Annotated in this window: 19 protein-coding genes and 2 tRNA genes; 8 read left to right on the forward strand and 13 right to left on the reverse strand. The window is 68.4% G+C overall.

The genetic code is table 11. The annotated features are described in order from the left end of the window. Nucleotides 1-2: 2 nt before the first annotated feature. Together JIM95_RS03680 and JIM95_RS03685 are read right to left on the reverse strand one after the other, a co-directional pair. The gene (locus tag JIM95_RS03680; protein ID WP_200260604.1) at nucleotides 3-2,726 is read right to left on the reverse strand and encodes a valine--tRNA ligase; all 2,724 of its coding nucleotides are present in this window, start codon (nucleotides 2,724-2,726) and stop codon (nucleotides 3-5) included. Nucleotides 2,727-2,828: 102 nt separating this feature from the next. Next, the gene (locus JIM95_RS03685; RefSeq protein WP_200260601.1) at nucleotides 2,829-3,803 is read right to left on the reverse strand and encodes a malate dehydrogenase; all 975 of its coding nucleotides are present in this window, start codon (nucleotides 3,801-3,803) and stop codon (nucleotides 2,829-2,831) included. Nucleotides 3,804-4,364: 561 nt separating this feature from the next. On the opposite strand from JIM95_RS03685, the gene JIM95_RS03690 reads away from it, so the two are divergent. Further along, complete coding sequence (locus tag JIM95_RS03690; protein WP_200260598.1) at nucleotides 4,365-5,102, forward strand: TetR/AcrR family transcriptional regulator; 738 nt, start codon at nucleotides 4,365-4,367, stop codon at nucleotides 5,100-5,102. A gap of 79 nt (nucleotides 5,103-5,181) precedes the next feature. Here JIM95_RS03690 and clpX read toward each other — a convergent pair whose 3' ends face one another. The 6 genes from clpX to JIM95_RS03720 all read right to left on the reverse strand — a co-directional run bounded on the left by clpX (nucleotide 5,182) and on the right by JIM95_RS03720 (nucleotide 10,529). Further along, nucleotides 5,182-6,456 carry an ATP-dependent Clp protease ATP-binding subunit ClpX gene (clpX, locus tag JIM95_RS03695; protein WP_200260595.1) on the reverse strand — a complete coding sequence of 425 codons (1,275 nt, stop codon included), beginning with the start codon at nucleotides 6,454-6,456 and terminating at the stop codon, nucleotides 5,182-5,184. A gap of 141 nt (nucleotides 6,457-6,597) precedes the next feature. Then, nucleotides 6,598-7,230 carry an ATP-dependent Clp protease proteolytic subunit gene (locus JIM95_RS03700; protein ID WP_198737751.1) on the reverse strand — a complete coding sequence of 211 codons (633 nt, stop codon included), beginning with the start codon at nucleotides 7,228-7,230 and terminating at the stop codon, nucleotides 6,598-6,600. A 39-nt stretch (nucleotides 7,231-7,269) separates the two neighbouring features. After that, on the reverse strand, nucleotides 7,270-7,869 hold the full coding sequence (locus tag JIM95_RS03705) for an ATP-dependent Clp protease proteolytic subunit (RefSeq protein WP_200260592.1): 600 nt from the start codon (nucleotides 7,867-7,869) through the stop codon (nucleotides 7,270-7,272). Between the two features lie 271 nt (nucleotides 7,870-8,140). After that, entirely contained in the window at nucleotides 8,141-9,505 is a 1,365-nt protein-coding gene (gene tig / locus JIM95_RS03710) for a trigger factor (RefSeq protein ID WP_200260589.1), read from the reverse strand. A 140-nt stretch (nucleotides 9,506-9,645) separates the two neighbouring features. Further along, nucleotides 9,646-9,719, reverse strand: a tRNA-Pro gene (locus tag JIM95_RS03715). Between the two features lie 735 nt (nucleotides 9,720-10,454). Then, nucleotides 10,455-10,529, reverse strand: a tRNA-Gly gene (locus tag JIM95_RS03720). 623 nt (nucleotides 10,530-11,152) lie between these two features. On the opposite strand from JIM95_RS03720, the gene JIM95_RS03725 reads away from it, so the two are divergent. After that, complete coding sequence (locus JIM95_RS03725; protein ID WP_200260586.1) at nucleotides 11,153-11,395, forward strand: helix-turn-helix transcriptional regulator; 243 nt, start codon at nucleotides 11,153-11,155, stop codon at nucleotides 11,393-11,395. Nucleotides 11,396-11,623: 228 nt separating this feature from the next. Continuing rightward, nucleotides 11,624-12,421, forward strand: a complete 798-nt coding sequence (locus JIM95_RS03730; RefSeq protein ID WP_200261068.1) for a DUF1542 domain-containing protein — start codon at nucleotides 11,624-11,626, stop codon at nucleotides 12,419-12,421. A gap of 98 nt (nucleotides 12,422-12,519) precedes the next feature. Here the strand turns inward: JIM95_RS03730 and JIM95_RS03735 are convergent, their stop codons facing one another. Beyond that, the gene (locus tag JIM95_RS03735) at nucleotides 12,520-12,993 is read right to left on the reverse strand and encodes a ribose-5-phosphate isomerase (protein ID WP_198737755.1); all 474 of its coding nucleotides are present in this window, start codon (nucleotides 12,991-12,993) and stop codon (nucleotides 12,520-12,522) included. A gap of 191 nt (nucleotides 12,994-13,184) precedes the next feature. Here JIM95_RS03735 and JIM95_RS03740 point away from each other — a divergent pair, with 191 nt between their 5' ends. Further along, the gene (locus JIM95_RS03740) at nucleotides 13,185-14,321 is read left to right on the forward strand and encodes a TIGR04053 family radical SAM/SPASM domain-containing protein (RefSeq protein ID WP_200261065.1); all 1,137 of its coding nucleotides are present in this window, start codon (nucleotides 13,185-13,187) and stop codon (nucleotides 14,319-14,321) included. A 24-nt stretch (nucleotides 14,322-14,345) separates the two neighbouring features. Here JIM95_RS03740 and JIM95_RS03745 read toward each other — a convergent pair whose 3' ends face one another. Further along, complete coding sequence (locus JIM95_RS03745) at nucleotides 14,346-14,987, reverse strand: mycothiol-dependent nitroreductase Rv2466c family protein (protein WP_200260583.1); 642 nt, start codon at nucleotides 14,985-14,987, stop codon at nucleotides 14,346-14,348. Between the two features lie 302 nt (nucleotides 14,988-15,289). Here JIM95_RS03745 and pepN point away from each other — a divergent pair, with 302 nt between their 5' ends. Both pepN and JIM95_RS03755 read left to right on the forward strand, forming a co-directional pair. Beyond that, nucleotides 15,290-17,911 carry an aminopeptidase N gene (pepN, locus tag JIM95_RS03750; protein ID WP_200260581.1) on the forward strand — a complete coding sequence of 874 codons (2,622 nt, stop codon included), beginning with the start codon at nucleotides 15,290-15,292 and terminating at the stop codon, nucleotides 17,909-17,911. A 26-nt stretch (nucleotides 17,912-17,937) separates the two neighbouring features. Further along, nucleotides 17,938-19,875 (forward strand): FAD/NAD(P)-binding protein, encoded by a 1,938-nt coding sequence (locus JIM95_RS03755; RefSeq protein ID WP_200260578.1) that lies wholly within the window; start codon nucleotides 17,938-17,940, stop codon nucleotides 19,873-19,875. Here the strand turns inward: JIM95_RS03755 and JIM95_RS03760 are convergent. After that, nucleotides 19,872-20,588 (reverse strand): SDR family oxidoreductase, encoded by a 717-nt coding sequence (locus tag JIM95_RS03760; RefSeq protein ID WP_200260575.1) that lies wholly within the window; start codon nucleotides 20,586-20,588, stop codon nucleotides 19,872-19,874. The genes JIM95_RS03755 and JIM95_RS03760 overlap by 4 nt on opposite strands. A gap of 47 nt (nucleotides 20,589-20,635) precedes the next feature. Here JIM95_RS03760 and JIM95_RS03765 point away from each other — a divergent pair, with 47 nt between their 5' ends. Both JIM95_RS03765 and JIM95_RS03770 read left to right on the forward strand, forming a co-directional pair. Further along, nucleotides 20,636-21,601, forward strand: coding sequence for a mechanosensitive ion channel family protein (locus JIM95_RS03765; protein WP_248112466.1), 966 nt, complete (start codon nucleotides 20,636-20,638; stop codon nucleotides 21,599-21,601). A 1-nt stretch (nucleotide 21,602) separates the two neighbouring features. Next, the gene (locus tag JIM95_RS03770) at nucleotides 21,603-22,001 is read left to right on the forward strand and encodes a globin (protein WP_200260572.1); all 399 of its coding nucleotides are present in this window, start codon (nucleotides 21,603-21,605) and stop codon (nucleotides 21,999-22,001) included. 29 nt (nucleotides 22,002-22,030) lie between these two features. Here JIM95_RS03770 and JIM95_RS03775 read toward each other — a convergent pair whose 3' ends face one another. Both JIM95_RS03775 and JIM95_RS03780 read right to left on the reverse strand, forming a co-directional pair. Beyond that, nucleotides 22,031-22,678 carry a DUF8185 domain-containing protein gene (locus JIM95_RS03775; RefSeq protein ID WP_200260569.1) on the reverse strand — a complete coding sequence of 216 codons (648 nt, stop codon included), beginning with the start codon at nucleotides 22,676-22,678 and terminating at the stop codon, nucleotides 22,031-22,033. Beyond that, nucleotides 22,675-23,154, reverse strand: coding sequence for an acyl-CoA thioesterase (locus tag JIM95_RS03780; RefSeq protein ID WP_200260566.1), 480 nt, complete (start codon nucleotides 23,152-23,154; stop codon nucleotides 22,675-22,677). Before JIM95_RS03780 ends, JIM95_RS03775 begins: the two co-directional genes overlap by 4 nt. Between the last annotated feature and the right edge of the window lie 139 nt (nucleotides 23,155-23,293).

A 23,293-nucleotide genomic window follows, 5' to 3' on the forward strand; every position in this document is an offset into this window, starting at 1 on the left:
GTCTAGCCGAGCTCCTTCAGTCGGAGGGTGATGCGCTCGACTTCCTCGGCGGCGACGCGCTGCCGCTCCCGGATCTTGTCCACGACGGCCTCGGGTGCCTTCGCCAGGAAGTTCTCGTTGCCGAGCTTCTTTCCGGTGGTCTCGAGTTCCTTCTGCGCGATGGCCAGATCCTTGTCGAGGCGCTTTCGTTCGGCCGCGACGTCCACGGTCCCCGAGGTGTCCAGTTCCACGGTGACGGTGGCCTGCGACAGGCGGACCTCGAGGGAGGCGGAGGGGGTGAACCCGGCGTCGGGTTCCTCGACGCGCACGAGGGAACGGACCGCGGGGGCCAGCGCCTCGAGATCTGCGGCGGTGAAGTCGATGCGGGCGGGGACCTTCTGCGAGGGCTTGAGCCCCTGGTCGGAGCGGAAGCGGCGGATCTCGGTGATGAGCTTCTCGGCGTCCGCGATCCGGCGTGCGGCGGTCCCGTCGACGGGGGCTCCGTCGGTGGTGTCCGCCGCGGTCGGCCAGTCGGCGACGACGAGGGATTCGCCGTCGGTGAGGGCCTTCCAGAGGGTCTCCGTGACGAACGGGATCGCCGGGTGCAGCAGGCGCAGGACGACGTCGAGGACGGTACCGAGGACGAGCTGGGTGTTCCGGCCCCGGGTGACCTCCTCCGGCGTGGCCTCACCGAAGTCCCGCGGGATCTGGACCTTGGCGATCTCGAGGTACCAGTCGCACAGTTCACCCCAGGCGAACTGGTACAGGGCCTCGTTGGCCTTGGCGAACTGGTAGTCGTCCAGCTGACGGTCCACGTCGGCGCGGACCTGCTCGAGCCGGTCGAGGATCCAGCGGTCGGCGTCGGTGAGGTCGGCGCGGGCGGGCAGCTCCCCGACCCGGGCACCGTTCATCAGGGCGAAGCGGGTGGCGTTGAACAGCTTGGTGGCGAAGTTCCTGGACGACTGCGCGGAGTCCTCGCCGATGGGCAGGTCCGTGCCCGGGTTCGCACCCCGGGCGAGGGTGAACCGCAGGGCGTCGGCGCCGAAGCGCTCGACCCAGTCCATCGGGTCGATGCCGTTGCCGAGGGACTTGCTCATCTTCCGGCCCCTCTCGTCGCGGACGAGGCCGTGGAGGAAGAGATCGGTGAACGGGATCTGGGGCCGGCCGCCGTCGGCGGTGCCCAGCTCACTGTCGTCGAGGGTGGCGGCGAAGGTCGCGAACATCATCATCCGGGCGACCCAGAAGAACAGGATGTCGTAGCCGGTGACCAGGACGGAGGTCGGGTAGAACTTCTTCAGCTCCGGGGTGTCGTCCGGCCAGCCCATCGTGGAGAACGGCCACAGGGCGGAGGAGAACCAGGTGTCGAGGACGTCGGGGTCCTGGACGTAGCCCTCGGGCGCGGTCTCGTCGGGGCCGACGCAGATGATGTCCCCGTCGGGTCCGTACCAGATCGGGATCCGGTGGCCCCACCACAGCTGGCGGGAGATGCACCAGTCGTGCATGTCGTCGACCCAGGCGAAGTAGCGGGGCTCCTGACTCGCCGGGTGGATGGTGGTGTCGTGCTCACGCACCGCGTCGCCGGCCATCTCCGCGAGCTTGTCGACCTTGACGAACCACTGCTCCGACAGACGCGGCTCCACGGGCTCGCCGGAGCGCTCCGAGTGGCCGACGGAGTGGACGTAGGGGCGCTTCTCGGCGACGACGCGGCCCTGTTCGGCGAGCGCCTCCCGGATCTTCACCCGGGCCTCGGCGCGGTCGAGCCCGTCGAACTCCGTGCCGGTGCCGGCGATGTGCCCGGTGTCGTCCATGACGTCCGGCATCGGCAGATCGTGGCGGAGGCCGAGCGCGTAGTCGTTCGGGTCGTGGGCCGGGGTGATCTTCACGGCACCGGTGCCGAACTCGGGGTCGACGTAGTCGTCGGCGACGATGACCAGTTCACGGTCCGGCAGCAGCGGGTGCGGCAGCGTCGTGCCCACGAGATCGGCGTAGCGCTCGTCGTCGGGGTGCACGGCGACGGCGACGTCGCCGAGGATCGTCTCGACACGGGTGGTGGCGACGACGACGTGCGGCTCGGAGTCGTCGAGGGAGCCGTAGCGGATCGACACCAGCTCGCCCTCGACGTCCTTGTAGACGACCTCGATGTCACTGACCGCGGTCTGCAGGACCGGGGACCAGTTGACCAGACGGTGCGCACGGTAGATCATGCCCCGGTCGTAGAGGTTCTTGAAGATGGTCTGGACCGCGCGGGACAGCCCCTCGTCGAGGGTGAACCGCTCCTTGGACCAGTCGACGGAGTCGCCGATGGCGCGCATCTGGGAACCGATGACCCCGCCGTAGCGGGACTTCCACTCCCAGACCTTGGCGACGAACTCGTCCCGGCCGTAGTCGTGCCGGTCCTTCCCCTCGGTTTCCTTGAGGTGGGCCTCCACCTTCGTCTGGGTCGCGATGCCGGCGTGGTCCATGCCGGGGAGCCAGAGGACCTCGTAGCCCTGCATCCGCTTGCGGCGAGCGAGGGCGTCCATGAGCGTGTGGTCGAGGGCGTGGCCCATGTGCAGCTGACCCGTGACGTTCGGCGGGGGCAGAACGATGGAGAATCCCGGTTTCGGCGAATCGGCGTCGGCGGTGAAGTAGCCGGCGTTCACCCAACCCCTGTACAGCTCAGCCTCGACCGCTTTCGGGTCCCAGCTCTTCGGGAGCTTGTCGGCGCGGTTGTCCTGGTTCTCATTCTGTGAAGTCACACCGCCCATCTTAGAGGGTGACCCCGGGTACGCAGCGAAGCAGGGCGAACGCCCCGCCGACCCGGGAGAACCGGGTCGGCGGGGCGTTCGTGGAACGGGCGGAGCGGCGGATCAGAGCAGATCGGACACGGCCTCGCGCTCGCCGAGGAGTTCCTCGATGTTCGCGTCGATCCGGGCGCGCTGGAAATCGTTGATCTCGAGGCCGTCGATGATCTCCCAGGCACCGTTGCGGCTAACCGTCGGAAGACCGAAGAGCAGGCCCTCGGGCACTCCGTAGGAACCGTCGGACGGGACCGCGGCGCTCGACCACTTGTCGGTGCCGTTGATCCAGTCGTGCATGTGGTCGACGGCGGCCGAAGCCGCGGACGCCGCCGAGGACTTGCCGCGGACCTCGATGATCTCGGCGCCACGCTTGGCGACCCGCGGGATGAACTCGTCGACGTACCAGTCGCGGTCGATCAGCTCGCTGACCTTCTCCCCGCCGACGGTGGCGTAGGTGATGTCGGGGAACTGGGTGGCGGAGTGGTTGCCCCAGATGACCAGGTTCTCGAACTCGGTCGAGGAGCGGTCGAGCTTGGTCGCCAGCTGGCTCAGTGCACGGTTGTGGTCCAGGCGCATCATCGCGTTGAACCGGTCCGCGGGAACGTCCGGCGCGGCGGCCTTGGCGATCAGGGCGTTGGTGTTGGCGGGATTGCCGACGACGAGGACACGGATGTCCTCGGCCGCGTGGTCGTTGATGGCCTTGCCCTGCGGCCCGAAGATCTTGCCGTTGGCGGTGAGCAGGTCACTGCGCTCCTCGCCCTTGCCGCGGGGCTTGGCGCCGACGAGGAATGCCGCGGAAGCACCGTCGAAGGCCGTGGCCGCGTCATCCGTGATCCGGATGTCACGGAGCAGCGGGAACGCCGAGTCCAGGAGCTCCATCGCGACGCCCTCGGCCGCACCGAGGGCCGGGGTGATCTCCAGGAGGTTGAGTTCGATCGGGGTGTCCTTGCCGTAGACGTCCCCGTTGGCGATCCTCCACAGCAGCGAGTAGGCGATCTGGCCGGCGGCACCGGTGACGGTGATCTTCTTGGCTTGAGTGGTCATAGGTTGAATCATCCTCTTCTCGTCGTCGCCCCAGAAGCCGGATTCTTCCGGCGGGGCGCGGTTAAAGTCTGTGTGACGTCAGCCCACTGAAAGCCCACTGAAGGTCCACTCGGACGCACTGTCGGTCGGGACGGTGGCACGGGAACACACGGCGGAGGGCCGTCGCACACCATCCAGCGTAACCCTGAAGCTGTGGTTGTGCCGTCGATAAGTCGACGTCAGCCGTGTGAAGGTGCACACCCGGCCCGAGTCCGGATCGACCGGAACGGAATCCCCCACCCCCGCCCACCCACGATCCCAACATCCGACCTGCGCTTTTCGGGAGCCAGACAGATCAGCGCTCCGGGGAACCGGGTTTTAAGGCACGATGAAATGTAGTAGCCCCAATCTCCCCGGTACGCCCGCACGGGCATGCCGGACCGTCCCCTGAGCGTGGCCACGTTCTTGGCTGGGGTTGATTCACGTTAACGGCGCGCTGACTACCGGGAATGAGACCGGAAGGTCAGGCGCGCGTACGCCGGTGAGCGGTGTACGCCACTTCATCTGGAAAGGACCACGGGAATGAATCGTCCCCCCGCCGACACCGAAACCTCCGGCACGACCGCGGACCAGGTCGTCGCCGTCGCGATGGAGAGCTTCGCCCGACACGGTTTCGAGGACACCCGGTTGGAGGCGATCGCGCAGGAATCGGGCATGTCCAAGCGGATGATCCACTATCATTTCGGGGACAAGCGGAACCTCTACGTGCAGGCCCTGCTCCGGGCCGTCACCCTCATCCGGCCCGACTCGAGCGACATGGAGGTGCCCTCCACCGTCCCGGTCGACGGCATCCGCAAGGTGGTCGAGGTGATCTGCCGGCGGATGTTCGCCGAGCCGGCCGCCGCCCGGTTGATCCTCCTGGAGAACCTGTTCGGCCACGCCGACGTCACCGCGGCGTCGCCGCTCGCCGACCAGTCGGCCGTGCTCCTCGCCCTGGACCGTCTGCTGATGCTCGGACAGGACGCGGGGGCCTTCCGCCCCGGGATCTCGGCGCTCGACATCTACACGATCATCTCGTCCCTGTGTGCCTTCCGCACCTCGAACCGGGACACCTACCTCAACCTGTACGACGTCGATCTGGCGGACGGGACGAACACCGCGGGCCTCGAGCGCCTCGCCGTCGACACCGTGCTGTCCTTCCTCACCTCGAACATGTCGGGTGCGGGGACGATGAGCTACCTGTCGGTCGGCACCCGGGAATTCTCCGACGAGCACGACCCCGGATCATCGAGCATCTACGGCGAGACCGACACGCTCTGAACCGGCCTCAGCGCGCGGGAGAGGGCCGCCACGATCGGGTTTGATCGTGGCGGCCCTCTCTGTCCCGTCCGTCAGCGGCTCACGCGGTTTTCTCGCTGGGGCCGGGGACGAGCTCCGGGGTTGCCGTCCCCCGAGCGACCTCGGCCGTGATGACGCACTCCGCGATGTCCTCGCGGTCAGGGAGCTCGTACATCACGGGAACGAGGATCTCCTCCATGATCGCCCGCAGACCGCGCGCCCCGGTCTTCCGCTCGAGGGCGAGCTCGGCCACCGCGTCGAGGGCGTCGTCGGTGAAGGTCAGCTGGACGCCGTCCATCTCGAACAGCCGCTCGTACTGGCGGATCAGTGAATTCTTCGGCTCGGTGAGGACCTTGACCAGGGAGGCCCGATCCAGATTCGTCACCGTGGCCACGACCGGGAGCCTGCCGATGAACTCGGGGATCAGGCCGAACTTCACCAGATCCTCGGGCCGGACCTCGCGGAAGATGTCCACGGACTCGTCCTCGTGCAGGGAGCGGACCTGGGCACCGAAACCCATGCTGCGTTTCCCGATCCGGTCCTGGATGACCTGTTCGAGGCCCGCGAAGGCGCCTGCGACGATGAACAGGATGTTGGAGGTGTCGAGCTGGATGAACTCCTGGTTCGGGTGTTTGCGGCCGCCCTGCGGCGGAATGGACGCCGTCGTCCCTTCGAGGATCTTCAGCAGCGCCTGCTGCACCCCCTCCCCCGAGACGTCACGGGTGATCGAGGGATTCTCCGACTTACGGGAGATCTTGTCCACCTCGTCGATGTAGATGATGCCCCGCTGGGCCCGCTGCACGTCGAAGTCGGCGGCCTGCATGAGCTTCAGCAGGATGTTCTCCACGTCCTCGCCGACGTAGCCGGCCTCGGTGAGGGAGGTTGCGTCGGCGATCGCGAAGGGCACGTCGAGCAGCCGGGCGAGCGTCTGCGCCAGATAGGTCTTGCCCGAACCGGTGGGGCCGAGCAGCAGGATGTTCGACTTCGCCAACTCGATCTCGTCGTCCCGGCCCGAGTTCGACCGGGTCTCCTCGGCGCGGATCCGCTTGTAGTGGTTGTACACCGCGACCGCGAGAATCCGCTTGGCCTCGTCCTGACCGACCACGTAGGTGTCCAGGAACGCGGAGATCTCCGTGGGCCGGGGAAGACGGCCGGCGTTGTCGTCGGCGTTCTCCGCCGCCTGGCCCATCTCCTCCTCAATGATCTCATTGCAGAGTTCGATGCACTCGTCACAGATGTAGACCCCACCGCCGGCGATGAGCTTCTTCACCTGTTTCTGGCTTTTTCCGCAGAAGGAACACTTGAGCAGGTCCGAGCTTTCTTGCATGTGTGCCATGGCCTTCGGGTAGTCACTCGCCTTCTTGAGCCGGGGCGCACGGGGTGACCGTGCACATTGGATCCGTTCGCCCCACTCTAGTACCCGGCCCCCGCCCCCGTGTCCGAGGCGCGGCCGGGTACCCGTACGAAATATTCGGTGCTAGAGCTGCTTCGACAGCTTCCGGTAATCGAAGACCTGGTCGATCAGCCCGTACTCGACGGCTTCGGGAGCGGTCAGGATCTTGTCGCGGTCGGTGTCGATGCGGATCTGCTCCGCGGAGCGACCGGTGTGCTCGGCGAGGGTGGTCTCCATCAGGGTGCGCATCCGCTCGATCTCCCGGGCCTGGATCTCCAGGTCGGAGACCTGGCCCTGCACGCCACCCGTCGCGGGCTGGTGGATCAGGATCCGGGCGTTCGGCAGCGCGGCGCGCTTACCGGGCGAACCGGCCGCGAGCAGCACCGCGGCCGCGGAGGCCGCCTGGCCCAGGCACACGGTCTGCACGTCGGGGCGGACGTACTGCATCGTGTCGTAGATGGCCATCAGCGAGGTGAAGGAACCGCCCGGCGAGTTGATGTACATGGTGATGTCCCGGTCGGGGTCCTGCCCCTCGAGGACCAGGAGCTGCGCCATGATGTCGTTCGCCGAGGCGTCGTCCACCTGTGTCCCGAGGAAGATGATGCGCTCCTCGAACAGTTTGTTGTAGGGGTTGGATTCCTTCGCGCCGTAGGCCGAGTGCTCCACGAAGCTGGGCAGCACATAGCGGGCGGAGGGCATCTGCATTCCGTTGCTCATAACTCTTGTTGTCTCCTGGATATCCCGGTGTGTGCCGGACTAGTTGGCGATGGAACCGTTTGCGGCGGTGATGACGTGATCGACGAAACCGTAGTCCTTCGCCTGTTCCGCGGTGAACCACCGGTCGCGGTCCGAGTCCTCGGTGATCTGCTCGACGGTCTGCCCGGTGTGCTCGGCGATGAGCTCGGCCATCTCGCGCTTCGTGTACGCGAACTGTTCGGCCTGGATCGCGATATCGGCGGCGGTGCCCCCGACACCCGCGGAGGGCTGGTGCATCATGATGCGGGCGTGCGGGAGGGCGAAGCGTTTCCCCTTCGTTCCCGCGGAGAGCAGGAACTGGCCCATCGATGCGGCGAGACCCATGCCGTAGGTCGCGATGTCGCACGGCGCGTACTTCATCGTGTCGTAGATGGCCATGCCCGCGGTGACGGAACCACCCGGGGAGTTGATGTAGAGCGAGATGTCGCGGCTCGGGTCCTCGGCGCTCAGGAGGAGGATCTGGGCGCAGAGCTTGTTGGCGATCTCGTCGTCCACCTGGCTCCCCAGGAAGATGATGCGCTCGCGGAGCAGACGCTCGTAGACCGAATCGCTCAGGTTGAGCCCGCTGGTGGGGGCCGCCATCCGGGTGGTGTCAGTCATGGGTTCCAAAACCTGCCTTCTCGTCGCCGCCCCGGTGCGGGCGCCGCGGTGGAGTGCTGCGTCGTCGCGACTGTCCGGGGTGGACATACTGTGTGGTGACGTTGTCGATTGTTTTACTTACCCGCCAGGGTACCGCCGCGCGGGACGCTCACGCCGCTCTGTTCGCTGTCAGCTTTCCCGCGGGCCCCGTGGGGGCGTGGCCCGGTCGGAAAGAGCCCGGCCACCGGACGTGGTCGGGCTCTCTCACCGGCAGCCTGGCGCCGGAACGGTGCTACTCGGCGGACGTGTCGTCGGAATCCGCGGACTCCTCGACATCTTCCTCACCGAAGTACACGGAGGGGTCGATCTTGTTGCCCTCGGAATCGGCGACCGAGACCTCGCAGATCGCGGCGGCGAGCGCCTTGCCGCGGCGGACGTCGCTGAAGAGGTTGCCGATCTGGCCGGCCTGCTGCAGCTGCTGGATGAACTGGTTCGGGTCCATGCCGTAGCGCTGCGCGGTGAAGATGATGTGCTCGGTCATCTCCTCCTGGCTGACCTCGGGCTGGATCCTGTCGGCCAGAACATCGAGGAAGAGCTGGGTGCGGACAGCGTTCTCGGCCTGCTCGCGGGCGTCCTTGTCGAACTCCTCACGGGAGCTGCCCTCGAGCTTCAGCCGCTCGTTGAGCTTCTTCTCGTCCCCACCGAACTGGCTGACCAGCTGCTGGACCTGGTTGTTGACCTGCTCGTCGACGATGGACTCGGGCAGCGGGAACTCAGCCTTCTCGAGGGCCGCCTTGAGGACCTCGTCGCGGATCTCCGCCGCCTGCTGGGCCTTACCGCCCTCCTCCACGCGCTGGGCGAGGGACTCACGGAGTTCCTCCACGGTGTCGAACTCGGAGGCGAGCTGGGCGAACTCGTCGTCGACCTCGGGGAGCTCACGCTCCTTGACGCTGCCGACGGTGACCGTGACGAGGGCTTCCTTGCCCTCGTGCTCACCGGCGAGGAGCTTGGTGGTGAACTCGCGGGATTCGCCGATCTCCATGCCGACGAGCGTCTCGTCGAGGCCCTCGATGAGCTCACCGGAGCCGACCTGGTGACTGAGGCCCTCGGTGGTCGCCTCGTCGATGGTCTCTCCGTCGACCGTGGCCGAGAGGTCGACGGTGACGAAGTCGTTCTCGGTGACGGCGCGCTCGACGTTCTTCAGGGAACCGAAGCGCTCACGCAGCTTCTGCAGCTCGGCGTCGACCGCCTCCTCGTCGGTGGACAGCGGGGCGACCTCGACCGAGATGTCGGAGAAGTCCGGGAGGGTGATCTCGGGTCGGACATCGACCTCGGCGGTGAACTCGACGAGCTCCCCGTCCTCGATACGGGTCACGTCGACGACGGGCTGACCGATGACCTTGAGGTCGTTCTCCTCGACGGCGGCACCGTAACGGCTCGGGAGCATGTCGTTGACGACCTGCTCGAGCACCGGGCCACGGCCGACGCGGGCCTCGATCAGCTGACGCGGGGCCTTGCCCTTCCGGAAGCCCGGAATGGACACCTGCTGCGCCAGTGCCCTGTATGCCTGGTCAAACTCCGGCTTGAGGTCCTCGAAGGGAACCTCGACGGTGATCTTGACGCGGGTGTCATTCAGCTGCTCGACGGAACTCTTCACGAGTCACTCTCCTGGAATAATGTTTGTATTGATTCGTCTGACGGGTTTCGCCACCACAGACCTCCGGCTGAATACACCGGACACAACCGTGCGGGCGATGTCCGTGCCGGATGCCGGATGCCTCGAGGTGAGGATCCCTGTCGGGGCAACAGGATTTGAACCTGCGACCCCCTGCTCCCAAAGCAGGTGCGCTACCAAGCTGCGCCATACCCCGTAGTCACTGAAGCGACACGACCCTCGTCGGGCCGTTGCCAGTGCAGTCTACCGACTGGCGCTTGCACGGGTTCAACAGACCCCCGTAGTTCATGTTCCCGCCGGTCTCCGCGCCGCCCGACGGCACATCCTCAGGCACCGACGGTCCACCCGTGCGGGCCGGAACCACCGGTCCCGTGGCAGCCCGAACACCGTGACACCGTCCGCCCGCCGCCGGCGTCGGCGGCACCAGACACGGTGTACGCCCCCGTTTCCGGGGATGTTCCCCGGCCCTGCTCTCCCCCGGGAATTCCCGATCACGGACCCACAGTCTGATTCACGGGAACGTCCGTGAGAACCGGGCCGATCACGACCCCATCTCAGAACACCCGTTCCCCTCGGTACCGGGCCGACCGGAACCACCGGCCGGACCCCACACGACAGCGGCGGCGCCCCGCCTGCCCCGCCGACCGACACACCCCTGATCCGCGGCACCGGCCCCGCACCGGAACGAAGGCCCCCGCCCGACCCGGGGCCCGACGGCGGGCGCCCGCAGCAGGTGTCCCGGGGACGTGGGGCGACCTCCCGGCGCACCGGCCACCTGGATCCGGAGGGCAGTGGTCCCCGATCCAGCCCGACCTACCGGCCCATCCGAGCACCCGTCGCAGTGTCGGTTGAACCGCCACACACCCCGGGCGGCCACATCGGAAAAAGAAGGGCCCCCGCCAGCATTCACGCTGGCGGGGGCCCTTCTGTGTGGAGGGAACGACGGGAATCGAACCCGCGTCTTCAGCTTGGAAGGCTGAGGTATTAGCCACTATACGACGTTCCCAGTTCCACTGACCCGCGACCGTTTTCACCGGTACGGAACGGCGGTGATGAACATTCTAGCCCAACCCGGGACAGATGAGAAATGCCGCGGTGACGGCCCGCCCCCGACCGCAACACACGGCCGGGACACGGGAAACGTCCGGATCCCGCGACGGTGCCGCACACGGGACCCACCACACATCCCGTTCACACCGGAGATCGCAGGCGGAATCCAGCACCCCCGAAAGTGTCGGACACAGCCCCAAAAGTGGGCGATCCGTCCATCCGAACGCTTCACTCGCACGTTCAAACCCTCGACATTCACCCCTTTCAGAAAAAGTTGTGAAGAAATAAGCGTAACGATCTTATTCTTTTATAAGCAGCACACTCTCGACATATCTGGATAGCCTACCCTTTCGTTTTTATATATTTGCAATTAAAAACACTTTCGGGGGTGGACCTAACAGGCCATCGACACTGATGGGACAGTATGTCGGCCCGGAAACGGGACGACATCGTTTTGACGCCTCTCAAATGTAGGTTTCGGCGACGGTTTTTCGCCGATGAAACAGGTACGTCGACGAACATTCTTCAGCCCACATTTTTCTCAGGACTCCGTTAGCTACCTGCCGTATCGTGGCCGACATGCAACCTAAGATCATTGACTCCGACTCCGGCAGAGAGCTCTGGACTGCCATCGAGTGCGCCAAGTTTTCCGGGACTGCGCGCGGTACCTTCACCAGCTACGCCGGGCGCGGACGTGCCCCCAAGCCCGTCGCCAAGATGCACGGACTGACCCTCTGGGATTCGCAGACCATCCACGAGTGGGTCGAAGAACGCAAGAACGGCCGCAAGTCCGTCAAGTCACCCGAGAACTCCGAAGCCTGAACCACCCCACACCGCTCTTCGACCGGTGGGCCCACCCCCTGAACCTGAACCCGCAGCAACCCCGCAGCACACGGTCGTGTGCTGCGGGGTTTTTCTTGCGGAGGGCCCCCGGGAACCTCCGGGGCCGATCAGGCGTTGTCCGTGCAGAGCAGGGACGTGGCCCGCAACCGCCGCCCCGAGCCCTGCCGAACTCCACCCCGCCGTCGTACACGAAGGTCGCCGATGAATATTCTCCCTCTGCTCCTGATCGCCGTCGTCATCCTCGGAGTCGTTCTCCTGCTGTCGAGGAACGGGTCCAACGGGGGACGTCGCTCCGCCGGCGCGGAACTCGACGACGCGGTGGCGGACGCACGCCGGTGGATCGAGCGGCTCGGATCGCAGGTCCTCAGCCTGAGCGGCAGTGACACCGCCTCGACGCAGGCGCTCGCCGACGCCTCCGAGCGCTACAACGCCGCTTCCGGCCAGATCAGCACCGCACAGACGGTGCGCCAGGCCGAGCTCGCCCGCGAGTCCGCGCTGGAGGGACTCCACTACGTGAACGCGGCCCGGGAGATCATGGGTATGCCCGCCGGCCCGGAGCTGCCACCCCTCGAGGGCCAGCGGCGTGCAGGGTCCGTGACCGAGCAGCGCACCATCGACCACGAGGGAAAGCAGATCACCGCCTCTCCCACGGCGTCACCCGAGACCCCGAACTACTACCCGGGTGGCATGGTCGCCGGCCGCCCTGTACCCGCCGGCTGGTACTCCGAGCCGTGGTGGGCCGGCGCCCTGCGCACCGGCATGTGGACCGCCGGATCCGTGATGATGTTCTCCATGCTCTTCGGCGGCATGTCCGGCGTCCACTACGGACCCCAGGACTTCGAGCAGGGCTACGGTGACGCCGGGGCGGACGCACCGGACGGGTCCGCCGGCGACGCCGGACAGAATCTCGACGCGGACCCGGGTGCCGGTGGGGATGATGGAGGCTTCTTCGGTGGCGACGGTTTCTTCGGTGGCGACGGCGGCGCAATGGACTTCGACTTCTGACGCAGGGGGCCCGGAGACCCGGGGACCGGACGTGAAGCGGGCCCCGACCGGTGACCGGTCGGGGCCCGCTCACTGTACGTGAGGGATGATCAGGAGGATCAGGCCTCGGGCAGTGCCGGGGCGATGCCCGTCTTCTCGTAGTCGGCGAGGATGTCGATCCGGCGCTGGTGACGCTCGGCCTCGCTCCACTCCTGATCCAGGAAGGCGTCGACGATCGCGAGCACCTCCTCCTTCGAGTGCATCCGACCGCCGATGCCGATCAGCTGGGCGTTGTTGTGCTCACGGGCCAGGCGGGCGGTCTCCTCGGACCAGGCGAGGGCGCAGCGGGCGCCCCTGACCTTGTTCGCGGCGATCTGCTCACCGTTGCCCGACCCCCCGAGGACGATGCCGAGCGAACCCGGATCGTTGACCGTCCGGGAGGCGGCCTCGATGCAGAACGCGGGGTAATCGTCTTCGGCGTCGTAGGTGTGGGCGCCGCAGTCGATCACCTCGTGTCCGGCGTCGCTGAGGTGTTGGACGATGACATTCTTCATTTCGAACCCTGCGTGGTCCGCTCCGAGGTAAACGCGCATGCGACCAGTGTAACCCGGCGGGAGCCGGGTAGGGGCCCGCCGCCCGGAGACGCGACCCTCTGACGTGAGATGTCGCATAGCGCGCGTCATGACGCTGAATTTCGCCCCGCCCGGGGCTAGCGTCATAGGGAGTGACCACCCGCCCGGAAGGAGCCCGCGGAACCGTGTCCCACACCCACCCCAGTGTCCGGATGATCCGCCATGACATCGGCGCGAAGCCGTTCATCGTCATCTGGGAGGTGACCCGCGCCTGTCAGCTGGTCTGCCGGCACTGCCGCGCGGACGCCCAGACCCGGGCCGATCCCCGACAGCTCACCACGCGGCAGGGCTTCGAACTGCTCGACCAGCTCGCGGCCTACGACCGCCCGCACCCGCTCGTCGTCCTCACCGGCGGGGATCCCTTCGAACGCGACGATCTCGTGGACCTGGTCCGGTACGGCACCGGGCGCGGGCTGTCGATCTCCCTCTCCCCCTCGGTCACCCCGAAGCTGACCAGGGCCCGGCTGGAGGAGCTGCGGGCGGCCGGCGGCAAGGCGATGTCGATGTCGCTGGACGGCGCGACCGCCGAGACCCACGACGCCTTCCGCGGATTCCCCGGAACGTTCGACGCGACGCTCGCGATGGCCCCGGAGATCCTCGACGTCGGCTTCCGGCTGCAGATCAACTCGACGCTCACGCGCTCGAACATCCACGAGGCACCCGCCCTGCTGAAGACCGTCATCGGGATGGGCGCGAAGATGTGGTACACGTTCTTTCTCGTCCCGACCGGACGTGGCGCCCGGCTGAACTGCCTGGACCCGGACGAGCGGGAGGACGTGCTCAACTGGTTGGCCGACGTCTCCGACCGGATCGCGATCAAGACGACGGAGGCCCCGCAGTACCGCCGCGTGGTGCTCCAGCGGGAGCGCGCCGACACCCCGTACCGGGGCGGCGAGCTCTACCGCACGCTCACCGGGGAGACGACCCGTCTGCTCGGGGCACATCCCGAGCATCCCCGCCGCCCGCGGCCCCCGATGGCCGTGAATTCCGGATCGGGGTTCGCCTTCGTCGACCACATCGGCGACGTCTACCCCTCGGGTTTCCTGCCCGTGCACTGCGGGAACGTCACCGAGACGCCGTTCTCCGAGATCTACTCCCGGTCGCCGGTGTTCACCGCACTCCGCGACCCCGACAACTGGCACGGCAAGTGCAGCGTCTGCGAGTTCCACGGGGTGTGCGGCGGTTCCCGCTCCACGGCGTACGCGATGACCCACGACTACCTCGCGTCGGATCCGACCTGCGCGTACGTCCCGGAGGCGTGGATGCGGGCGCGGCGACTGGGCGCCTGACCCGGCCGGCGACCCTCCGCCGGATCAGTCGAACTCGGGACGTTCCGTCCGCGAGCGCTTGAGCTCGAAGAAGTGCGGGTAGCCGGCGAGAGCCACGGCGCCGTCGAACACCTTTCCGGCGTCCTCTCCACGGGGGATGCGGGTCAGCACCGGACCGAAGAAGGCGGTTCCGGCGACCTCCACGACCGGGGTACCGACCTCGTCGCCGACGGCGTCCATCGCCTGCTGGTGGAACCCGCGCAGTGCGTCATCCCAGTCGGTGCCGGTTCCGGTGTCGGCCAGGTCCCCGTCGAGCCCGACCTCCACGAGTGCCTCCCGTACGAGGGGGATCAGTGCGTCGGAGACGTCGCCGTCACCGGCGCTCTCCCTGAGCTCCTCGCCCCGCCCCTCGGTGTGGATCTTCGTCCCGAGTGCGGTGTAGAGCTCCCCGACCTTGTCCGGGTGCTCGGTGGCGATCCGGGCGAACACGCGCGCCGGCGCCCACGTCGTCATCATCCGCCGGTACCGCTCCGGAAGCTCATCGCGCCCCTCGTTGAGGACGCCGAGGCTCATCGGGATCCAGGTGACGTCCACGTCGCGGACCTTCTCCACCTCCGTGACCCAACGTGACGTGATCCACGCGTACGGGCAGGTGACATCGAACCAGAACTTCAGGGGTTGACTCACGGGCTACCTTCTCTCTCTCGGGTTCTGTCGGCCGGTGTTCCCGCCGGGAACCCGACGCGTCGGGTCGTGCCGTCCAGGATAGGTGCTTTTCCGGCCCACGCACGCCCGGTTGCCCGCACGGCCCGTATCCTGGACCGTGTAGCGCCGCCACCCCCGACGGCCGGGGACACCCGTCATCCGGTGTCACCGTCCCGGGAGGCGTCCGCGGTGCGGGTGCACTGTTTTCGTCCACCACCTGATTGATAGAGCGGCCCGCCGTCGGCGGCACCGCAGCAGTCCACACAGACAGGAGTTCGGGTTACGTGACCTCGACCAATCTCACCCATGCGGAAGCCCAGGCCCGATCGTCGATGCTCGACGTCGACAACTACGGGATCGCCCTCGATCTGACCGGCGGGGAGAGGGAGTTCTCCTCGGTCACCACCGTCGACTTCACCGTGTCCACCGCCGGCGACACGTTCATCGATCTGCGGGCGGCCCGGGTGGCCGAGGTGCTGCTGGACGGTGGGGACATCACGGCGGACGCCGTCACCCTCGGCGACGACGGCTACGACGAGGCCGCCGGGGTGGCCCTCAACGGACTCGAGCCCGGCGCGCACTCGCTGCGGATCACGGCGGACTGCCGTTACTCCCGGACCGGGCAGGGCCTGCACCGCTTCGTGGACCCCGCCGACAACGAGGTCTACATGTACACCCAGTTCGAGACCGCGGACGCGAAGCGGATGTTCGCCTGCTTCGACCAGCCGGATCTCAAGGCCACCTACGACCTCACGATCACCACGCCCGCCGGGTGGCGGGTGATCTCCAACGCGGAGCAGACCGTGACTGATAACCCGGACGGGACGGCCACCCACGTCTCCCGCATCGACTACCGGCTGTCGACCTACCTCGTCGCGATCTGCGTCGGCCCCTACCATGAGGTGCGCAGCGAGTGGACCGGCGAGCTCACCCACCACCCGGAGACCCCCGCGGGCCAGCCGCACGAACTGACCGTGCCTATGGGCATCTACTGCCGGAAGTCCGTCGCGGACAGTCTCGACGCCGAACGCCTGTTCACCGAGACCAGGCAGGGCTTCGACTTCTACCACGCGAACTTCGGCGTGGCCTACCCCTTCCACAAGTACGACCAGGTCTTCGTGCCCGAGTTCAACATGGGCGCGATGGAGAACGCCGGCTGCGTCACCCACCGCGACGAGTACGTGTTCACCTCCAAGGTGAACCGCTACCGCTACGAGCGCCGCTGCGACACCGTCCTCCACGAGCTGGCGCACATGTGGTTCGGCGACCTGGTGACCATGCGCTGGTGGGACGACCTGTGGCTCAACGAGTCCTTCGCCACCTGGTCCGCGGCGATCAGCCAGGCCGAGGCCACGGAATACGACACCGCGTGGGTGACGTTCGCGAACATCGAGAAGTCCTGGGCCTACAGCCAGGACCAGCTGCCGTCGACACACCCGATCACCACGGACGCCGGCGACATCGAGACGGTGGAGCAGAACTTCGACGGTATCACCTACGCCAAGGGCGCGAGTGTGCTGAAGCAGCTCGCCGCCTATGTCGGTCGTGAGGAGTTCTTCGCGGGTGTCCGCCGGCACTTCGCCACGCACGCCTACGGCAACGCGACCTTCGACGATCTGCTCCGGGCCCTCGAGGAGGCCTCGGGCCGCGACCTGTCCGACTGGGCGGACCAGTGGCTGAAGACGACGGGCGTGAACACGCTCGCCGCCGAGTTCGAGGTGTCGGGTGACAGGTACGTCTCCTTCGGTGTCCGCCAGCACGGTGCGGAACCGGGCGCCGGGGAGCTGCGCGACCACCGCGTGGCCGTGGGCCTGTACTCACTCACCGACGGGGTGGTCCGACGCGTGAAGCGCGTCGAGCTGGACGTCTCGGGCGAGTTCACGGAGATCCCGGATCTCATCGGTACCGAGCGCGCCGATCTCGTCCTCGTCAACGACGAGGACCTCACGTACTGCCTGACCCGGCTCGACTCCGATTCCCTCGACTTCGTCGTGCACAACATCGACCGCATCGAGGACCCGATGCCCCGCACGCTGTGCTGGTCCGCGACCTGGGAGATGGTCCGCGACGGACGCATGCGGGCCCGCGACTTCATCCGGCTGGTGGCCCGCGGAGCCTCCGCGGAGACGGAGATCGCCGTCCTCGAACGGATTCTCACCCAGGCGTCGAGCGCCCTGGCGAACTACGCCGACCCGACCTGGGCGGAGGAGACCGGGCGGGCGCTGCTCGCGGACGCCCTCCTCGACGGCGCACGGAAGGCCGAGCCCGGTTCGGACGCACAGCTGACGTTCCTTCAGGTGCTGTCCCGCCGGAAGCTGGGCGCCGACACTACCGAGCAGATCGATTTATTCACGCGGCTCCGCGACGGGGTCTCCCCCATCGACGGCCTCGAGGTGGACAACGACCTGCGCTGGCGGGCGCTGACCGCGCTCATCGCCGCCGGGCAGATCGCGGACCCGGAGGCCGCCATCGAGACGGAACTCGCCCGCGACTCCTCCTCCGACAGCCAGAAGTGGGCGTGGGCCGCGCACGCCGCGGTGAACACCCCGGGGCGGAAGAAGGAGATCTTCGACGAGGTCACCGATCCGCACTCCGGTCTGTCGAACCTGGCCATCCGGCACAAGATCGAGGGGCTGACCTGGGCCGGCGCCGCGCCGAACCTCCGGCAGTTCAACGAGGCCTACTTCGAGCTGGCGCCCGGCTTCTGGCGCACCGCCACCCCGGAGATGGCGCTGGCCGCGCTCAACGGGATCTACCCGTCCTGGGACATCACCGGCGAGGGCGTCGCGCGTGCCGGGGCGTTCCTCGACGGTGATCACCCGGCGGGCCTGAAGCGCGTCGTCGCCGAGGGCCGGGACAGGGTCGAGCGGGCGCTGCGCAACCGGGCGGTCGACGCCGGCGAGTGACCGGCCGGCTGGACTAGCCTGTCTGTGTGACTTCCCCGAATCCCGGTACCACGCAGTCGATCGCGATCATCGGCGCCGGGCCGCGCGGCACGTCGGTGCTGGAGCGGCTCGGCGCCGCCCTGCACGAAGCACCCGGACACGTGCCCCTGGACGTGCACCTCATCGATGATTCCCAGCACGGCTCCGGCGAGGTCTGGCGCACCGACCAGGCGGGTGAGCTGTGCATGAACACCCTCGCGGGTGCGGTGACGATGTTCACGGAACCCGGCTCGACGGTGTCGGCCCCCGTGTGGCGGGGACCGACGCTCTACGAGTGGATCCAGCTGCTGCGCGGGGAGAACCCCGACGAAGCGGGGATCGACCCGGACGTCGCCCGGGTGTTCCGGCGGCACCGGCCCGCCCCGGCGGTGGCGGTCGCGTTCGCCGACGAGCTGCGCGCCACGCGCCCCGAATCGAATCCGAGCCGCCGCCTCTACGGCGCGTACCTCCGGTGGTTCCTCGACGTGACCCGGCACCGGCTTCCCGCGCAGGTCACGCTCCACCACCACCGCAGCCGCGCGGTGGCGCTCACCGCGGCCGCCGACGGAACCGACGGGATCACGCTCGCGGACGGCTCGGTGGTCCGGGCGGGTGCGACGGTCCTCACCCCCGGGTGGCAGCTCTCTGTGCCGGACGACGCGGACCAGCTCTGCGCATCGGACGACCTGACGTGGATCAGGCCCGGTAATCCCGCCGACCAGCGGCTGGACCTGATCGACCCGGGAGACACCGTGCTGGTCCGTGGCCTGGGAATGGGATTCTTCGACGCGATGATCCTCCTCACCGCGGGCCGCGGCGGGCGATTCGTGGACGACCCCGCGGCGCGCTCCGGCCTGCGGTACGTCCCCTCCGGCCGCGAACCGCGGATCGTCGCGGCATCGGGCCGTGGCTACCCGCTGTTCCCGAAGTCCGAGTACCACTCGCTGCCGCCCCGCATGCCGCACGCCAGACTGCATGCCGTCGTCCGGGCTCTCTCCGCCGGCGACACGCCGATCGATTTCGACCGGCAGGTGTGGCCCGCCGTCGCCCGGGACGCCCACGAGGCCCACCACCGTGCCCTGCAGCGGATGCGGCCCGACCTGACCGTGGATCCGGCGGACATCGCCGAACTCATCGACGACACCCCGGTGGCGGACCTGCCCCGGGTGCTGGCCGCGCGGGTCCCCGGCGTACCCGTGTTCGACCCCGTGGCCGAGGCCGACCCGCTGGCCGCCCGCGGGATCACCGGGCCGATGTCCCCCGGGGAGTTCACCGCCGCCGTCGCGGACGGTCTGGCGGCGGACATCGCCCACGCCGCTGCGGGCCGGGCCAGTGCGTGGAAGGAGGGGATGTGGTCGATCGCGTCGGCGCGCAAGACCGTCTCGGTCCTCGGAGCGAACGGCCGCTACACGCCGGACTCCCGGCGCGGCCGCTACGCCTGGATGATGGCGCTGGGCAGGATGGCGGGCTCCGGCCCCCCGGCCTTCCGCACCCGGGAGCTGCTCGCCCTGGTCGACGCCGGTGTCGTGTCCTTCCTCGGGGCGCACCCCACCGTCGGGGTGACCGGCGGCGGGTACCGGATGCACTCCCCCACCACCGACCGGGCGGTCACCGCGCGGGTGCTCCTCGACGCCCGCCTCCCGGCGCCCGATGTGCGCACCACCGCGGACCCGCTCATGCGGGATCTGCTGCAGCAGGGCCGGATCAGAGTGTTCCGCCTGTCCGACGGTTCGACGACACCCTCCCCGGAGGTCGATCCGGTGACGCAGCGGGTGGTCACCGCCGGCGGGACACCGGATCCGCGGCTCCACCTCATCGGGATCCCCACCCACGCCCAGATGCCGGACACCACGATCAGTCCGATGCCGGGCACCGACGCGACGCTGCTGCAGACGACCGATGCCGCCGCCGTGCACGCACTGGCTGCGGTGTCGGGGCGGGGCTAGCGGTCGGCCAGCTCGATGCGGGGTCGGACCGCGATGTCGGTGAGCTGCGTGGTCGGCCCCGCGGTGACGGCGAGGCGGACCGCGGCGGCGACCTCAGCGGGCTCGATGTAGTGGGCGGGGGTGTAGGTCCCGCCGGCGGACCCGACGATGCCCCGCAGCATCGGGGTGTCGGTCGGACCGGGGGCGACGCTGCTGACGCGCACCCCGGCGCCCGCCTCCTCCTTGCGCAGGCTGTCCGCCAGACCGCGCAGCGCGTGCTTGGTGGCGGTGTACACCGTCGTGCCCGGATGCGCGCCGTTGCCCGCCCCGGAGTTGATGAACACCACGTTTCCCCCGGCCGCCCGGAGCGCCGGCAGCAGCCGGCGGGTGAGCTCCGCCGGCACCACGACGTTCAGGTCGAGCATGCTCCGCCACTGCTCCGGGGTGGCCTGCTCCACCGAGAACCGGTGCCCGACCGCCGCGGCGTGCACCACCACGTCGATGTGGGGCAGGTCCAGGACCTCACGCAGTCCGGCGCCCGGCCCGGCGTCGAGGAGCTCCGCGACGAGGTCGCAGCGCAGTGCGCGCACGTGGTCGAGCGCGTCGAGTTCTCCCAGCGCGGCCTCGTCCCGCCCGAGGGCGAGGACATCGAAGTCGGGCATGAGGATGTCGACGACGGCTCGACCGATTCCACCCGTCGCCCCGGTGATGACTGCCACAGATCGGTTGCTCATGGCCCCCAGCCTAACGCCCGGGCCCGCACCCGGTAGGTTCTTAAGGCGTGAAGGATACGTTGCGGCATGTTTTCAGGGACAAGCACGGGCTGAACACCGACGGACTGATCGAGATGGCCGTCGCGGTCGGGCTGATCCTCGTCGTGGCCGTCGGGATCCAGTGGACGTTGATCATCCTCATCAGGCGGGCCTCGAGGCACGCGATCGAACGCGGCCCGGGACACTCGCTGTTCGGTGAGTCGGTGGCGCTCGTCCCCGAGGGGACGCGCGACAGGCAACGTCGGGAGGCCAGGATCACGACGCTGTCATCCGTGGCGCGCTCCGCCGTCGCGATCTTCGTGTGGGGATGGGCGGGCCTGGCGATCCTGTCGGAGCTGGGGGTGCAGGTCGGCCCCCTGATCGCCTCAGCCGGCGTCGCGGGTGTCGCCCTGGGTTTCGGTGCGCAGTCCCTGGTGAAGGACTTTCTCTCCGGGATCTTCATGCTCATCGAGGACCAGTACGGGGTCGGGGACTCCATCGACGTCGGGGACGCGGTCGGCACGGTCGAGGCCGTGTCCCTGCGCCTGACCACCATCCGCGACGTCGACGGTACCCTGTGGTTCGTCCGCAACGGCCTCATCCAGCGGGTCGGCAATTCCACCAAGGGCCACGCCGTCGCACGCGTCGACGTTCCCGTCGGCCTGTCCAACGATGTCGAGGACGCCAAGAAGGCCATCGGCGACTCCGCCCGCGCCGCCGCCGCGAGTGAGGCGCTGAAGGACTCCGTCCTCGGCGATCCCGAGGTGGACGGGGTGCACGCACTGGCGGTGGATCACATGCTGATCCGGGTCCGGGCGAAGGTCGCCGCAGGCACCCAGTGGGCCGTGCGCCGCGAGCTACTCGGCCGGATCATCACCGACCTGCAGAAGCGGGGTATCTCGACGCCGTACCCCAACGGCATCGGCATCAGCGCCGAGCCGTCGGCCACCGACGGAACCGCGGGTCCGACAGGCCCCGCGGCGGAGGAGAGATGACATGGCGGAGAATCAGCCGAGCAGCTTCTACGGGGCCGTCGGAGGTGAAGAGACCTTCTCGACGATCGTGCACCGTTTCTACCTGCAGGTCCGCGAGGATGATCTCATCGGACCGATGTACCCGCACGACGACTGGGAGGGAGCGGAGGCGCGCCTGAAATGGTTCCTGGCCCAGTACTGGGGCGGTCCGCAGACCTTCAGCGAGAACCGCGGACACCCACGGCTCCGGATGCGCCACCACCCGTTCGCGATCGGCGTCGCGGAGCGGGACCGGTGGCTGGAGATGATGGCCGCAGCCATCGACACCGTCGACGAGGAGACGCTACCCGCCCCGTACCGCGCGGCCCTGTGGGAGCACATGGTGCGTGTCGCGGACATGCTGGTCAACCGGTTCGACTGAGCGCGGCCCGGGCTCAGCGCCCCCCGGAATCAGAGTTGGAGGACCGACTGCCGGGTGCTGCGGTAGACGGTGCCGAACGGGGCGTCCACCCGCACCCAGGTCCCGGTGCCGGAGACCCGCAGGTGACGCGGGATGGACTCGGGCGCCGCGGCCCCCGGGATCAGCCCGAGGGAGGTGCAGGTGAACACCATGCGCATCGTTATCTCCGCGGCACCGGGGTCCCCGGCGGCACCGTCGGAGGCGGTGACGGTGAGTACCGTCTGGTCGAGCAGGGACTGCGGCGGTCCGAGCGGCCCGGAGAACTGGCGTGCGAGTGCCTGCCCCTGATCCGCGAGCTGCCGCACGACCGTCACCGGGAGGGTGTCGAGGAGGGTGAAGCCGCCGGCCGGGGGCAGTGCCCCGGGCCATGCGATGTCACGGGCCGTACCGATCTCGGTGCGCCCCTCGGTGAGAGCGTCCCGGAGATCGGAGGCCCGCACGACGGCTCCGTCCCGCCCGGCGGTGCCCTCGACCCGGCGCGCCGCGATCACGTCGAACGGAGTGGTGACGAACACGTCGACGCTGCCGTCGGCCCGCTGCCGGAAGCGGGCCGAGGCGTCCGCGTCGATGCCGGTGGCCCGTGACAGCAGCGCCCGCAGCCCCTCGGCACCGGCGGTGACGGTGAGCGTCTCGGTCACTCGTGCCCCTCCTCCGCGGCACCGGCCGCACCGGTGACATCGGTGCCGGCCGCCCGGCTGAGCACCTTGAGCTCGTTGGCGGTGATGGCCCGCGGTGTGGCGGTCTTGAGGTCGACGGCGATCTGTACGCACTCGATGACGCAGGCGACGGTGCCGTGCCGGTCGATGATCGACTGGCTGGTGGTGAAGGACGTCCGCCCGACCCGGGTCACCCGGGTCTCGACGACGACGGTGGAGGTGTCCGGGAGGATCGGGCTCATGTAGCTGGCGTCGAGCCGGCGGATGAACACGGCGGGCACGTCGTGGCCGCGACCGATGAACTCCTCCAGCGCGAAGATGTTCCGGGCCTCCTGCGCCAGCTCGATGTAGGCGGCGTTGTTGAGATGGCCGAAGCGGTCGAAGTCGGACCACCGGACGTGCACCTCAGCGGTGTGGACGGGGGCGTTGCCGGTGTTGCGGTCGCTGCTGTTGGCCATGTGTTCGGGGATCCTTCCGTGCGGGTGTGTCGCGGACCTGCGGGCTGCGGGCCCGGCTGCCGGCCTCTGGGACACCAATCTATACCCGCCGAGGGATCGGCACGACGATTTCATTTCAACATCAAAAGCATACTGAACG

This window comes from Corynebacterium antarcticum (genome assembly GCF_016595285.2).
Classification (GTDB): domain Bacteria; phylum Actinomycetota; class Actinomycetes; order Mycobacteriales; family Mycobacteriaceae; genus Corynebacterium; species Corynebacterium antarcticum.

Bases quoted from the DNA above. Each gene is read 5' to 3' on its own strand.
- JIM95_RS03770 (WP_200260572.1), top strand. From the start codon at position 21,603: ATGGCGGAGAATCAGCCGAGCAGCTTCTACGGGGCCGTCGGAGGTGAA.
- JIM95_RS03740 (WP_200261065.1), top strand. From the start codon at position 13,185: ATGATCCGCCATGACATCGGCGCGAAGCCGTTCATCGTCATCTGGGAG.
- JIM95_RS03780 (WP_200260566.1), bottom strand. From the start codon at position 23,154: ATGGCCAACAGCAGCGACCGCAACACCGGCAACGCCCCCGTCCACACC.
- JIM95_RS03735 (WP_198737755.1), bottom strand. From the start codon at position 12,993: ATGCGCGTTTACCTCGGAGCGGACCACGCAGGGTTCGAAATGAAGAAT.
- JIM95_RS03725 (WP_200260586.1), top strand. From the start codon at position 11,153: ATGCAACCTAAGATCATTGACTCCGACTCCGGCAGAGAGCTCTGGACT.
- JIM95_RS03690 (WP_200260598.1), top strand. From the start codon at position 4,365: ATGAATCGTCCCCCCGCCGACACCGAAACCTCCGGCACGACCGCGGAC.
- JIM95_RS03685 (WP_200260601.1), bottom strand. From the start codon at position 3,803: ATGACCACTCAAGCCAAGAAGATCACCGTCACCGGTGCCGCCGGCCAG.
- JIM95_RS03705 (WP_200260592.1), bottom strand. From the start codon at position 7,869: ATGACTGACACCACCCGGATGGCGGCCCCCACCAGCGGGCTCAACCTG.
- JIM95_RS03760 (WP_200260575.1), bottom strand. From the start codon at position 20,588: ATGAGCAACCGATCTGTGGCAGTCATCACCGGGGCGACGGGTGGAATC.
- JIM95_RS03680 (WP_200260604.1), bottom strand. From the start codon at position 2,726: ATGGGCGGTGTGACTTCACAGAATGAGAACCAGGACAACCGCGCCGAC.
- JIM95_RS03700 (WP_198737751.1), bottom strand. From the start codon at position 7,230: ATGAGCAACGGAATGCAGATGCCCTCCGCCCGCTATGTGCTGCCCAGC.
- clpX (WP_200260595.1), bottom strand. From the start codon at position 6,456: ATGGCACACATGCAAGAAAGCTCGGACCTGCTCAAGTGTTCCTTCTGC.